13 protein-coding genes and 1 pseudogene are annotated in these 12,614 nt (G+C 66.7%); all 14 read left to right on the top strand.

Translation table 11 applies throughout. The features are described from left to right. A pseudogene (locus tag JHC79_RS20505) lies at positions 1 to 431 on the top strand (transcription termination factor Rho); the annotation flags it as partial. Between the two features lie 234 nt (positions 432 to 665). Further along, the gene (rpmE, locus tag JHC79_RS20500) at positions 666 to 911 is read left to right on the top strand and encodes a 50S ribosomal protein L31 (RefSeq protein ID WP_296394303.1); all 246 of its coding nucleotides are present in this window, start codon (positions 666 to 668) and stop codon (positions 909 to 911) included. Between the two features lie 94 nt (positions 912 to 1,005). Continuing rightward, positions 1,006 to 2,085: a peptide chain release factor 1 gene (gene prfA, locus JHC79_RS20495; protein WP_296394301.1), complete on the top strand. Its 1,080-nt coding sequence runs from the start codon at positions 1,006 to 1,008 to the stop codon at positions 2,083 to 2,085. A gap of 13 nt (positions 2,086 to 2,098) precedes the next feature. Then, a complete protein-coding gene (prmC, locus tag JHC79_RS20490) occupies positions 2,099 to 2,974 on the top strand; it encodes a peptide chain release factor N(5)-glutamine methyltransferase (protein ID WP_296394298.1) in 876 nt (291 codons plus the stop codon). A gap of 4 nt (positions 2,975 to 2,978) precedes the next feature. Then, positions 2,979 to 3,632 carry an L-threonylcarbamoyladenylate synthase gene (locus JHC79_RS20485; protein ID WP_296394296.1) on the top strand — a complete coding sequence of 218 codons (654 nt, stop codon included), beginning with the start codon at positions 2,979 to 2,981 and terminating at the stop codon, positions 3,630 to 3,632. An 89-nt stretch (positions 3,633 to 3,721) separates the two neighbouring features. Next, positions 3,722 to 4,837: a glycosyltransferase family 4 protein gene (locus JHC79_RS20480; RefSeq protein ID WP_296394305.1), complete on the top strand. Its 1,116-nt coding sequence runs from the start codon at positions 3,722 to 3,724 to the stop codon at positions 4,835 to 4,837. 264 nt (positions 4,838 to 5,101) lie between these two features. Beyond that, on the top strand, positions 5,102 to 5,518 hold the full coding sequence (locus JHC79_RS20475; RefSeq protein ID WP_296394294.1) for an ATP synthase subunit I: 417 nt from the start codon (positions 5,102 to 5,104) through the stop codon (positions 5,516 to 5,518). Next, positions 5,515 to 6,288 carry a F0F1 ATP synthase subunit A gene (gene atpB / locus JHC79_RS20470; protein ID WP_296394293.1) on the top strand — a complete coding sequence of 258 codons (774 nt, stop codon included), beginning with the start codon at positions 5,515 to 5,517 and terminating at the stop codon, positions 6,286 to 6,288. Before JHC79_RS20475 ends, atpB begins: the two co-directional genes overlap by 4 nt. 136 nt (positions 6,289 to 6,424) lie before the next feature. Continuing rightward, positions 6,425 to 6,676 (top strand): F0F1 ATP synthase subunit C, encoded by a 252-nt coding sequence (locus tag JHC79_RS20465; RefSeq protein ID WP_045822205.1) that lies wholly within the window; start codon positions 6,425 to 6,427, stop codon positions 6,674 to 6,676. A 41-nt stretch (positions 6,677 to 6,717) separates the two neighbouring features. Further along, positions 6,718 to 7,239: a F0F1 ATP synthase subunit B gene (locus tag JHC79_RS20460; protein ID WP_296394290.1), complete on the top strand. Its 522-nt coding sequence runs from the start codon at positions 6,718 to 6,720 to the stop codon at positions 7,237 to 7,239. Between the two features lie 4 nt (positions 7,240 to 7,243). Beyond that, entirely contained in the window at positions 7,244 to 8,590 is a 1,347-nt protein-coding gene (locus tag JHC79_RS20455) for a F0F1 ATP synthase subunit B/delta (protein ID WP_296394288.1), read from the top strand. 79 nt (positions 8,591 to 8,669) lie between these two features. Beyond that, positions 8,670 to 10,304, top strand: coding sequence for a F0F1 ATP synthase subunit alpha (gene atpA / locus JHC79_RS20450; protein WP_296394286.1), 1,635 nt, complete (start codon positions 8,670 to 8,672; stop codon positions 10,302 to 10,304). 55 nt (positions 10,305 to 10,359) lie between these two features. Then, complete coding sequence (locus JHC79_RS20445; RefSeq protein WP_296394284.1) at positions 10,360 to 11,310, top strand: F0F1 ATP synthase subunit gamma; 951 nt, start codon at positions 10,360 to 10,362, stop codon at positions 11,308 to 11,310. Between the two features lie 96 nt (positions 11,311 to 11,406). Beyond that, positions 11,407 to 12,614, top strand: a 1,208-nt coding sequence (atpD, locus tag JHC79_RS20440; RefSeq protein ID WP_296394281.1) for a F0F1 ATP synthase subunit beta, incomplete at its 3' end; no start/stop codon positions are given.

Genomic DNA, 12,614 nt, shown 5'->3' with positions numbered 1-12,614 from the left:
TCCTGTCCGGTGGTGTCGACTCGACCGCGCTGTACCCGCCGAAGCGGTTCCTCGGCGCGGCACGCAACATCGAGAACGGCGGGTCGCTGACGATCATCGCCTCCGCGTTGGTGGAGACGGGATCGACCGGCGACACGGTCATCTTCGAGGAGTTCAAGGGCACCGGCAACGCCGAGCTCAAGCTCGATCGCAAGATCTCCGAGCGCCGTGTCTTCCCGGCGGTCGACGTCAACCTGTCCAGCACCCGCAAGGACGAGCTGATGATGTCGCCGGACGAGTTCGCGATCGTGCACAAGCTGCGCCGCGTGCTCTCCGGGCTCGATTCCCAGCAGGCGATCGACCTGCTGATCTCGCAGCTCAAGAAGACCAAGACCAACATCGAGTTCCTGATGCAGGTCCAACAGAACACGCCGGGTACCAACAACGACTGATCGGGACTCGCTGCCGGAATAGATGCAGGTCCGTCCCGGTTGAGACCATCAGTCGAGCAGATCGGCCGGGGGAACCGCAGATTGGTTTTCTCGGGTTCCGATCTGGCATACTCGGCCCGTTGCGCGCCAGCAGGTGGCGCGCTCCATCAAGTCCGGTTCCGGTTCACACCGTCCACCGCGCGGCGCACGCCGCGTCAGGGGTCGGTGACCCGGCGACCATGAAAGGGACACCAGATGCAGCAGGGTATTCATCCCACCTACGTCGACACCACCGTGGTGTGCGGCTGTGGGAACACCTTCACCACCCGGAGCACCAAGGAGAGCGGCCAGATCACGGTCGAGGTCTGCTCCCAGTGCCACCCGTTCTACACGGGCAAGCAGAAGATCCTCGACACCGGTGGACGTGTCGCACGCTTCGAGAAGCGCTACGGCAAGCGACCCGCCAAGGGTGCAGCCGCCGAGGCCGACGCCTCCATGTAGTCCGTCCGACGACGCCCGTCCCGTGCACCAGCACGGGGCGGGCGTCTTCGCTTTGTCCACCCTCCCGAGAAGTCCGGCAGAACGGAGTCGACCCGTGACCGAGAAGTCCGTAGGCACCGCCATCGATGACGTGCTGTCCGAGTACTCGGGGCTCGAGACCCAGTTGTCCGACCCGTCGCTGCATGACGACCCCGCCGCCGCACGTCGCGTCGGCAAGAGGTTCGCCGAGCTGGCGCCGGTGATGAGCACCTACACCAAGCTCGCCGCCGCCCGGGACGATCTCGAGGCCGCCCGCGAGCTGGCCGACGACGACGCCTCGTTCGCCGCCGAGATCCCCGAGCTCGAGCGAACGGTGTCGACGCTCGACGCCACCCTGACCGATCTGCTGGCCCCGCGCGATCCGCACGACGGCGACGACATCGTGCTCGAGATCAAGTCGGGGGAGGGCGGAGAGGAATCCGCGCTGTTCGCATCCGACCTGGCCCGCATGTACCTCAAGTACTGCGAGCGGCACGGGTGGAAGGCCCAGATCCTGGGCGTGACCGAGTCCGATCTCGGCGGATACAAGGATGCGACGCTGTCCATCAAGTCGCCGGGGGACTCGCCCGACGGCGTGTGGGCGCGTCTGAAGTTCGAGGCAGGGGTCCACCGCGTCCAGCGTGTACCGGTCACCGAATCGCAGGGGCGGATCCACACCTCGGCCGCGGGCGTGTTGGCCTACCCGGAACCCGACGAGGTCGAGCAGATCGAGATCGACGAGTCCGACCTCCGTATCGACGTCTATCGCAGCTCGGGCAAGGGCGGCCAGGGCGTCAACACCACCGACTCGGCCGTCCGGATCACCCACCTGCCGACCGGCATCGTGGTCACCTGCCAGAACGAGCGGTCGCAGCTGCAGAACAAGGCGCGCGCGATGCAGGTGCTCGCGGCGCGTCTGCAGGCCGCCGCCGAGGAGAAGGCACAGGCCGAGGCGTCCGAGGGACGGACGGCCCAGGTGCGCACCGTCGACCGGTCCGAGCGGATCCGCTCGTACAACTATCCGGAGAACCGGATCACCGATCACCGGATCGGCTACAAGTCCCACAATCTCGACGCCGTCCTCGACGGAGATCTCGATGCGCTTCTCGACGCCCTCGTCGCCGCCGACAAGCAGGCTCGCCTCGAGGCCCAGTGATCGTCGGGTCACGGTGAACCGCGCGGTCATCGCCGCCGCCGCCGACCGCCTGACCGCCGCCGGCGTCGAATCACCCCGTGTCGACGCCGAGCTGCTCGTCGCGCACGTGCTCGGGGTCGACCGTGGCCGGCTCGTCGCCGCAGACGACCTGACCGATCCGCAGGCCGCCCAGCTCGATAGCCTGCTCGACCGTCGAGCGGCGCGTGAACCCCTGCAGCACATCCTCGGGTCGGCATCGTTCGGGCCGGTCGACCTCGCCGTCGGCCCCGGGGTCTTCGTCCCGCGCCCCGAGACCGAGGCGATCCTGGAATGGGCGTACGCGGTCTGCGTCGGTCTCGACCGCCCCCGCGTGGTCGATCTCTGCAGCGGTAGCGGCGCCCTGGCCATCGCGGTGGCCACCACGGTGTCCGACGCGGGCGTGGTCGCCGTCGAGAACGATCCCGACGCTCTGATCTGGTTGCGCGCCAACGTCGCCCGAGTCGGCGACGCTGTACGCCGGCGGCTGTCGGTGGTCGCCGGCGACGTGCGTGATCGCCACCTCCTCGCTCCCGGCACCGTCGACGTCGTGGTGGCCAACCCGCCGTATGTTCCCGAGGGGGCCGATCTGTCGCCGGAGGTCGTCGAGCACGACCCCGCGATCGCCGTCTTCGGCGGCGTCGACGGGATGTCGGTGATCACCCCGATGATCGGTCTCATCACTCGTGCCCTCGTGCCCGGGGGGCGATGCGCGATCGAACACGACGACACCACCGCCGACCTGGTGGTCGCCGAGTTGCGTCGACACGGTGCCTTCGACCAGATCGAGGCGCACGCCGACCTCACCGGACGCCCCCGGTTCGTGACCGCCCGACGCACCGCCGAGGCGGCCGGAGATGACGTGCAAGGATGATCGCGTGAGCACTGTGTTCGATTGCAACCAACCGGATTCGCGCAGCGCGGGGGTCCGCGCCGCGGTCGGCGCCGTCAAGGCGGGACGTCTCGTGGTCATGCCCACCGACACCCTGTACGGGTTGGGCTGCGACGCATTCGATTCCGAGGCCGTCACCAGCCTGCTCGCGACCAAGGGACGCGGTCGCGACATGCCGGTGCCGGTGCTGGTCGGGTCGTGGGACACCATCGACGGTCTGGTGCTGTCGGTGTCGACGCAGGCCCGTGAGCTCGTCCGCGCCTTCTGGCCCGGGGGACTGAGCCTCGTGGTCGAGCAGGCACCATCACTCGCCTGGGATCTGGGTGACACGCAGGGATCGGTGATGTTGCGGATGCCGCTGCACCCGGTCGCGATCGAGGTGTTGCGCGAGGTCGGTCCGATGGCGGTGTCGAGCGCGAACCGTTCCGGACAGCCGCCCGCGACGACCGCCGCAGACGCCCGCGACCAACTCGGCGACGACGTCGCGGTCTACCTCGACGGTGGCCCGGCCGCCCATGCGACGCCGTCCACCATCGTCGATCTCACCGGTCCGACGCCGTCCATCCTTCGCGAGGGTGCGGTCTCCGTGGAGCAGATCGCCGAGGTTCTCGGTGTGGACGCGGCCTCGCTGCGAGCCTGAGTGGGGCGCACCCCCCGCACTAGTAGCGTTGAGCCGTGATTCTCGCCGAGGCAGCCAGTAGCGGGGCGGGTGTACCGCTCCGTGAGCTGATGCTGGTCGGGATCGCGGCGGCCGTGATCACCTACCTGGCCACCGGCATCGTGCGGGTGGTCGCCACCCGTACCGGTGCGGTCGCGGTGCCACGGGTGCGAGACGTCCACGCCATCCCCACCCCGCGCCTCGGCGGCGTCGGGATCTTCACCGGCGTCCTCGCCGCGATCGTCCTGGCCCAGCAGCTGCCCGCGCTGACCCGCGGGTTCGCCTACACCCACGACATGGACGCGGTGGTGGTGGCCGGATTCGTCATCGTCGCGGTCGGCGTCATCGACGACCGGTGGGGCCTCGACGCGCTGACCAAGTTCGTCGGACAACTCACCGCCGCCGGCGTGCTGGTGGTGATGGGCGTCAGTTGGACGGTGGTGCCGGTCCCGTTCGGCGACATCGGCACGGTCGTCCTGGACCCCCTGCAGTCCGGTCTGCTCACCATCGCGATCACCGTGGCGACGATCAACGCCATCAACTTCGTCGACGGCCTCGACGGTCTCGCCGCGGGACTGGCCGTGATCGCCGCGCTGGCGATCCTGCTGTTCTCGATCGGTCTGCTCCGTGATCAGGGCGGCGACGTCAGCTACTACCCACCCGCACTGATCGCGGTGAGCCTGGCGGGGGCGTGCCTCGGCTTCCTTCCGCACAACTTCCAGCCCGCGCGGATCTTCATGGGGGATTCCGGTTCCATGCTGATCGGGTTGATGCTCGCCACCGCCTCGACCAGTGCCTCGGGTCGCGTGGCCATCTACGCCTACGGGCCTGCCGACATCTTCACGCTGCTGTCACCGCTGATCCTGGTTGCCGCGGTCATGTTCATCCCGATGCTCGACATGCTGCTCGCGGTCATCCGCCGTACCCGTGCGGGCGTCGGTTTCTACACACCGGACAAGATGCACCTGCACCACCGCCTGCTCGAACTCGGACACTCCCAGCGACGCGTCGTCCTGGTCATCTATCTGTGGGTGGCGGTACTGGCGTTCAGCGTGGCGGCCAGTACCGTCTTCTCGGTGACCGTGGTCGCGCCGGCTTTGGCCGGGGGACTGGTGATCGCGATGATCGCCACGGTGGTCCCGCGGCTCCGGCGACGGCTCGTCGGCGCGCGCGCGGGCGACCTGTGACCGGGGGGTATCCGGTGAAACGGACAAATTATCCCGTGTAGTACTATTGCCGGTAGTAGGACACTCTCCGACAGGGAATATTCACCGCACCAACATGCACCCCACGTCAGACACCGGAAACGGTGTTGGTAGTGTCACAACGAACCGGGAGCTTACGTCCGCTTTACCCGAGCGGCTCGCACGCTCGATGGACGCCGCCCACACCAAGCACGACCACTGGTGCTCGACGACGAGTACCGCGCGCTCCGACCTGAGGAGAGGCAGATGACGACGTCAGCCCCAGACTCGGCACCGGTCTATTACCCGGAGATACCGCTCAGTCTGGCCCGTCCCGCGATCATCGCGTCCGTTCTGGCCGTGGTTGTCCTGGTGATCAGCGGAATCCTCGGTCACATCTTCTTCGGCGTCTGGTTCGCCGCAGGTCTCGTGCTCTCTCTGCTCAACGCCAAGATGGTGCAGGCCTCGGTCGGCGCGGCCACGGCGAGTGACAACCCGCGCAAGAAGCCGGTCGTCCTCAACACCGCCGTCCGCCTCGGTCTGATCACCGTCGCGGCGTTGGTCATCGCATTCTTTTTCCGCCCCGACGGTCTCGGCGTGATGTTCGGGCTCGCTCTGTGTCAGGTGATCGTGGTGTTGTCCACGGTGATCCCCGTGATGAAAGGACTCCGCAAGCAGTCATGACCGAAGTCTTCAACCTGGCTGCTGAAGCCGAAGAATCCGATTCCAAGATCGAGGTCGGACACCACATCGTCCGTGACTTCCTCGGCATGTCGTTCAATCTCGACACCATCATCGGCACGTCCGTCGCCGCCCTCATCCTGATCGGCCTCGCGTTCTTCCTGCGGGCCAAGGTCACCTCACGCGGCGTCCCCAACGGGGTCCAGCTGTTCTTCGAGGCCGTGACCAATCAGATGCGTGGACAGATCGAGAGCTCGATCGGCATGCGCGTCGCGCCGTTCGTCCTCCCGCTCGCGGTCGGACTGTTCACGTTCATCCTCATCTCGAACTGGCTGGCCGTGTTGCCTGCGCAGTACGGGAACTCCGAGGGTGTCGCCGGTGAGTGGCTCAAACCCCCCGCGTCCGACATCAACTTCGTCTACGCGCTCGCCCTGACCGTGTTCGTCTGGTACCACGGTGCCGGTTTCCGCAAGCGCGGGCCGATCGGCTACCCGGTCAAGCTCGTCCGCGGCCACGTGATCGGCCTCGCGCCGATCAACATCATCGAGGAGATCGCGAAGCCGGTCTCGCTCTCGCTGCGACTGTTCGGCAACATCTTCGCCGGCGGCATCATGGTCTCGCTGATCACGCTGTTCCCGCCGTACATCATGTGGGCCCCCAACTCCGTCTGGAAGCTGTTCGACCTCTTCGTCGGACTCATCCAGGCCTTCATCTTCGCCCTGTTGACCATCCTCTACTTCAGTCAGTCGATGGAATCCGAGGACGCGCACTAAAGACCACAGGTTCGGCACCCGCCGGACCCGACCGAACCGGCCGATTCCGATCGGCCACCACGACCTGGCTGATGACATCATCGGCCGGCACCACAACTGGCACCGCGGTGCCAGTACACCGAAAGGGAAAAGTCACATGGATCCAACGATTGGAATGGGTGCACTGATCGGCGGCGGCCTGATCCTGGGCGGCGGCGCGATCGGAGCCGGCATCGGCGACGGCCTGGCCGGTGCTCAGCTGATCGCGGGAATCGCCCGTCAGCCCGAGGCGCAGAGCCGACTGTTCACCCCGTTCTTCATCACCGTCGGTCTCGTCGAGGCCGCGTACTTCATCAACCTGGCGTTCATGGCTCTCTTCGTGTTCGCCACCCCGATCTCGGCTTCCTGACACGTCGGGGACCGGGTAGACACGGAATCAGGTAACGCACCATGGCGCTCGCCGCACAGAACTTCCTCATCCCGAACGGCACGTTCTTCGTCGTACTGATCATCTTCCTCATCGTTCTCGCCGTGATCGGCAAGTTCGTCGTGCCGCCCATCAAGGCAGTGCTCGAGGAGCGCGAGGATCAGGTGACACAGACGTCGCAGGACAACCGTGCCGCCACCGAGGAATTCGAGCATGCCGAATCGGAGTACCGCGAGGCGATGAAGTCGGCTCGCGGCGAGGCCACCGGTATCCGTGACGAGGCTCGCGCGAAAGGTCGCGAGAGCCTCGAGGAGATGAAGCAGCGGGCCACGGCAGAGGCGGACTCCGTTCTCTCCGAGGCCACATCGCAGCTCAACGCCCAGGGCGAGCAGGCGGCAACGCAGGCACGCTCCGAGGTCGGGACCCTGTCGGCGGACCTCGCCAGCCGGGTTCTCGGCTTCGACGTGACAACCGATTCGACACTCGCCGCTTCGGTGGATCGGCTCGCCGCCGACGCCCCGCAGCCCAGCGCGAAGGGAAGCTGACTCCATGGGAATCTTCTTGGGGCAACTCGTCGGCTTCATCGTGATCGTCTTCGTCTTGATCCGCTACGTCGCACCTCCGGTCCGCAAGGCGATGAAGTCGCAGCAGACCGCGATCGCGACGCAGATCGAGGAGAGCGACAACGCGAAGAAGCGACTCGCCGAGGCCAAAGAGGCGCACAAGAACGCTGTGGAGGAGGCACGGGCCGCGGGAAGTCAGATCCGCGAGGACGCCCGCGCCGACGCACAGGCCATCTCCGAGGAGATGTCGGTGCAGGCCGATAACGAGGTCAAGCGCATCACCGAGCACGGCAAGGCACAGGTCGCGCTGAACCGCGCGGCCCTGGTCCGTCAGCTGCGAAGCGACCTCGGACTCACCTCGGTCGAACTCGCGAGCAACCTTGTCCGCGAACACCTGGACGACCCGGCCGCTCGCGAGCAGTCGGTCGACCGCGTGATCGACGAGCTGGGGGAGATGGCGTCCTCGGGATCCTCGCGGATCTCGGCGCCCGCCGACCTGGTGGGTGTGCACTCGATGCGCGCCGCCTCGCGGGACTCGATCAAGAAGCTGTCGGATGAGTTCGACCGTCGTGTCGAGTCGCTCGACGATTCCGGACTGCGGACGCTTGCCGGCGAACTCGCCGACGTCGTCGCGCTGCTCGGGTCGGAGCCGGTCCTGCGCAAGCACCTGGCCGAGGCCTCGGACGACGACGACGCCAAGACCGGCATCGTCGACAACCTCTTCGGTTCCAAGCTCGGCGAGGACACCCTCGCACTGCTGCGCAGCGCGGTGGTGGGTCGGTGGTCGGCGACCAGTGACTTCCCCTTCGCCATCGAGCGTCTCGCGCGGTTCGCGTTGCTGATCGTCGCCGAGAAGGCGCGCACGATCGACAACGTCGAGGACGAGCTGTTCCGCTTCGGTCGCCTGCTGGTGGCCGAGCCCAAGCTCAGCGCGCTGCTCTCCGACGTGAACGCGCCCGCCGAGAAGCGTCTCGAACTTCTCGACACCGTGGTCTCGGGCAAGGTCGACGACGTCACCAAGGCAGTTCTCGACCAGACCGTCCGGCTGCTCCGCGGCCAGGCCGCCGCGTCCGCGGTGTCCGATCTGGCCGAGCTCGCAGCGGCTCGTCGCGGAGAGTCGGTCGCCCACGTGGTGTCCGCATCGCCGCTGACCGATGGCCAGGAGGAGCGGCTCACCGAAGCGCTCGGGCGCATCTACAACCGCGAGATCTCCACCCAGGTGGAGATCGATCCCAGCCTGCTGGGCGGCCTCCGGGTCGCCATCGGCGACGAGGTCATCGACGGAGACGTCGCAACCCGACTGGCCAAGGCAGCCGAAGAGCTGCCCAGGTAGCTGCCGTACCGCGGCATCTTCGAGTCCACTGGCCCCAGACCACCACATACCCACCCCAACGCAAGGAAGACGAATACTCATGGCGGAGTTGACGATCTCATCCGACGAGATCAAAGGCGCGATCGAGCAGTACGTCTCGACGTTCACGGCCGAGGCATCCCGCGAGGAGGTCGGTGTCGTCACCGACACCGCCGACGGAATCGCCCATGTCAGCGGTCTCCCCGGCGCGATGGCCAACGAGCTGCTGGAATTTCCCGGCGGCGTCCTCGGTGTCGCACTGAACCTCGACGAGGACGAGATCGGCGTGGTCATCCTCGGTGACTACGAATCCATCGAGGAGGGCCAGCAGGTCAGCCGCACCGGTGGCGTGCTCTCGGTCCCCGTCGGCGACAAGTTCCTCGGCCGCGTGATCAACCCACTCGGTCAGCCGATCGACGGCCAGGGCGACATCGAGTCGTCCGAGACCCGCGTGCTCGAGCTCCAGGCGGCCAGCGTTCTCGAGCGCCAGCCCGTCGAGGAGTCGCTCGCGACCGGCATCACCGCCATCGACGCCATGACGGCGATCGGTCGCGGTCAGCGCCAGCTCATCATCGGTGACCGCAAGACCGGCAAGACCGCGGTCTGCATCGACGCGATCCTGAACCAGAAGGCGAACTGGGAGACCGGCGACCCCGACAAGCAGGTCCGCTGCATCTACGTCGCGATCGGCCAGAAGGGCTCGACGATCGCCGGTGTGAAGAAGGCGCTCGACGACGCGGGAGCTCTCGAGTTCACCACCATCGTCGCCGCGCCCGCGTCCGACTCCGCCGGCTTCAAGTGGCTCGCGCCCTACACCGGCTCGGCCATCGGTCAGCACTGGATGTACGAGGGCAAGCACGTCCTCATCGTGTTCGACGACCTCACCAAGCAGGCCGAGGCCTACCGCGCCATCTCGCTGCTGCTGCGTCGTCCGCCGGGCCGCGAGGCGTACCCCGGTGACGTCTTCTACTTGCACTCCCGTCTGCTGGAGCGTTGCGCCAAGCTGTCCGACGAGCTCGGTGGCGGCTCGATGACCGGTCTGCCGATCATCGAGACCAAGGCCAACGACGTCTCGGCGTTCATCCCGACCAACGTCATCTCGATCACCGACGGTCAGGTCTTCCTCGAGTCCGACCTCTTCAACAAGGGCGTCCGACCGGCCATCAACGTCGGTACCTCGGTCTCCCGTGTCGGTGGCGCCGCGCAGACCAAGGGCCTCAAGAAGGTCAGTGGTTCGCTGCGTCTCGAGCTCGCCCAGTTCCGTGAGCTGGAGGCCTTCTCGGCCTTCGCCTCCGACCTGGACGACGCGTCGAAGGCCCAGCTCGAGCGCGGTGCCCGCTGGGTCGAGCTGCTCAAGCAGGACCAGTACAGCCCGGCGTCGGTCGAGGACCAGATCGTGTCGATCTACCTCTGCGGTGAGGGACATTTCGACTCGGTCCCCGTCGAGGACGTCAAGCGTTTCCAGAACGAGCTGCTCAGCCACCTGCACCACAGCGCGACCGGTGTCTACGACTCCATCGCCGGCGGCAAGGCTCTCTCCGACGACCAGGCCGAGGCCTTGGTCGACGAGACGAACAAGTTCAAGCAGGGCTTCCTCGCCAGCGACGGTTCGCGCGTCGTGAACGAGGAGGAGTCGGACTCGTTGGACCCCGAAGAGGTCACCAACGAGGAGATCAAGCTCAAGAAGAAGTCGTAGGACTCATGACAATCCGTGACCGTGTGGCAAACCCGAAGGAGGTGTGAGACAGCCGATGGCGAGTATTCGTGAACTGCGCTCACGCATCAGGTCGGTTCAGTCGACGCGCAAGATCACCAAGGCGCAGGAGCTGATCGCGACCTCGCGTATCACCAAGGCTCAGGCCCGCGTGACGGCGTCGAAGCCGTACGCCGAGGAGATGACCTCGGTGCTCTCGGAGTTGGCCAGCAAGTCGGCCACCCTGGATCACCCGTTGCTGGTGGAGCGTCCGGAGCCCAAGCGTGCGGGCGTGCTGGTCGTGACCAGCGACAGCGGCCAGTGCGGCGGTTACAACTCCAACGTCCTGCGGGCCACCCGTGAGCTGTTGGCGCTGCTGCGCGACGAGGGCAAGGACCCCATCATCTTCGTGATGGGCAAGAAGGGGCTGCGGTACTTCACCTTCCGCGATCTCGATGTCGAGGGATCGTGGACCGGGTTCTCCCAGCAGCCGCGGTACTCCGACGCCAAGACGGCGACCGACCGTCTGGTCGACCTGTTCGTCGCGGGGTCGGGCACCGAGGTCGAGGAGACCGAGGAGCACCACGCTCTCGAGGGACTCGACGAGCTGCATCTGGTGTACACCCGGTTCGTCTCGATGTTGAGCCAGGTCCCCGAGGTTCGTCGGATCGCGCCGCTCGTGGTGTCCGAGGACGACGAGGAGTCGGGCGATTCGTCGTCGAGCAACGACGACTCGTCGACGGAGGCTCGTAACTACTCGTTCGAGCCCGGTGCCGAGACCCTGCTGTCGGCCCTGCTGCCCAAGTACATCGCGACCCGTGTGTACGCCGCGCTGCTGGAAGCGGCTGCATCGGAGTCGGCGGCCCGACGGACCGCCATGAAGGCGGCCACCGACAACGCCGACGAGCTGATCACCGACCTATCGCGGCAGGCCAACCAGCTGCGCCAGGCGCAGATCACCCAGGAGATCAGTGAGATCGTCGGCGGCGCCTCCGCCCTCGCGAAGTAGTACGGCGGCGGCATCCGCGCACACGACACCCCGCGGCGGCAGCCGCATCCAAGACACAGAGCTGTATCGGCCCTCCAAGCCAGGAAGTGACCAACAATGAGCACTGCAACAACTGAAGCCCCCCAGGGCTCCTCGGCCAAGGACACGGCCGGGCGCGTGGTCCGCGTCATCGGACCCGTCGTCGACGTCGAGTTCCCCCGTGGAGCCGTACCCGAGCTGTTCAACGCGTTGCACGCGGAGATCGCCCTCGAGTCGGTTGCCAAGACGCTGACCCTCGAGGTCGCCCAGCACCTGGGTGACAACCTCGTGCGCACCATCTCCATGCAGCCCACCGACGGCCTGACCCGCGGCACCGAGGTCGTCGACACCGGCAAGTCCATCTCGGTCCCCGTCGGAGACGTCGTCAAGGGCCACGTGTTCAACGCACTCGGCGACTGCCTCGACTCCCCGGGAACCGGTCGTGACGGCGAGCAGTGGAGCATCCACCGCAAGCCGCCGCCCTTCGACCAGCTCGAGGGCAAGACCGAGATCCTCGAGACCGGTATCAAGGTCATCGACCTGCTCACCCCGTACGTCAAGGGCGGCAAGATCGGTCTGTTCGGTGGTGCCGGTGTCGGCAAGACCGTTCTGATCCAGGAGATGATCACCCGTATCGCTCGCGAGTTCTCCGGCACGTCGGTGTTCGCCGGCGTCGGCGAGCGCACCCGTGAGGGCACCGACCTCCACCTCGAGATGGAGGAGATGGGCGTTCTGCAGGACACCGCCCTGGTGTTCGGTCAGATGGACGAGCCGCCGGGCACGCGTATGCGCGTCGCCCTCTCGGCCCTGACCATGGCCGAGTACTTCCGCGACGAGAAGCACCAGGACGTGTTGTTGTTCATCGACAACATCTTCCGTTTCACCCAGGCCGGTTCCGAGGTCTCGACGTTGCTCGGCCGTATGCCGTCCGCCGTCGGCTACCAGCCGACCCTGGCCGACGAGATGGGCGAGCTCCAGGAGCGGATCACCTCGACGCGCGGTAACTCGATCACCTCGCTGCAGGCGATCTACGTTCCCGCCGACGACTACACCGACCCGGCGCCTGCGACCACGTTCGCCCACCTCGACGCCACCACCGAGCTGTCGCGCCCCATCTCGCAGCTCGGCATCTACCCGGCCGTCGACCCGCTGACCTCGACCTCGCGCATCCTCGAGGCGTCCATCGTCGGTGACGAGCACTTCCGCGTCGCCAACGAGGTCAAGCGCATCCTGCAGAAGTACAAGGAGCTGCAGGACATCATCGCCATCCTCGGTATGGACGAGCT

Source organism: Williamsia sp. (genome assembly GCF_016462415.1).
Taxonomy (GTDB): Bacteria; Actinomycetota; Actinomycetes; order Mycobacteriales; family Mycobacteriaceae; genus Williamsia_A.
Note: the sequence above shows the minus strand (reverse complement) of the source record. Positions and strands in the feature narration are given on the sequence as shown.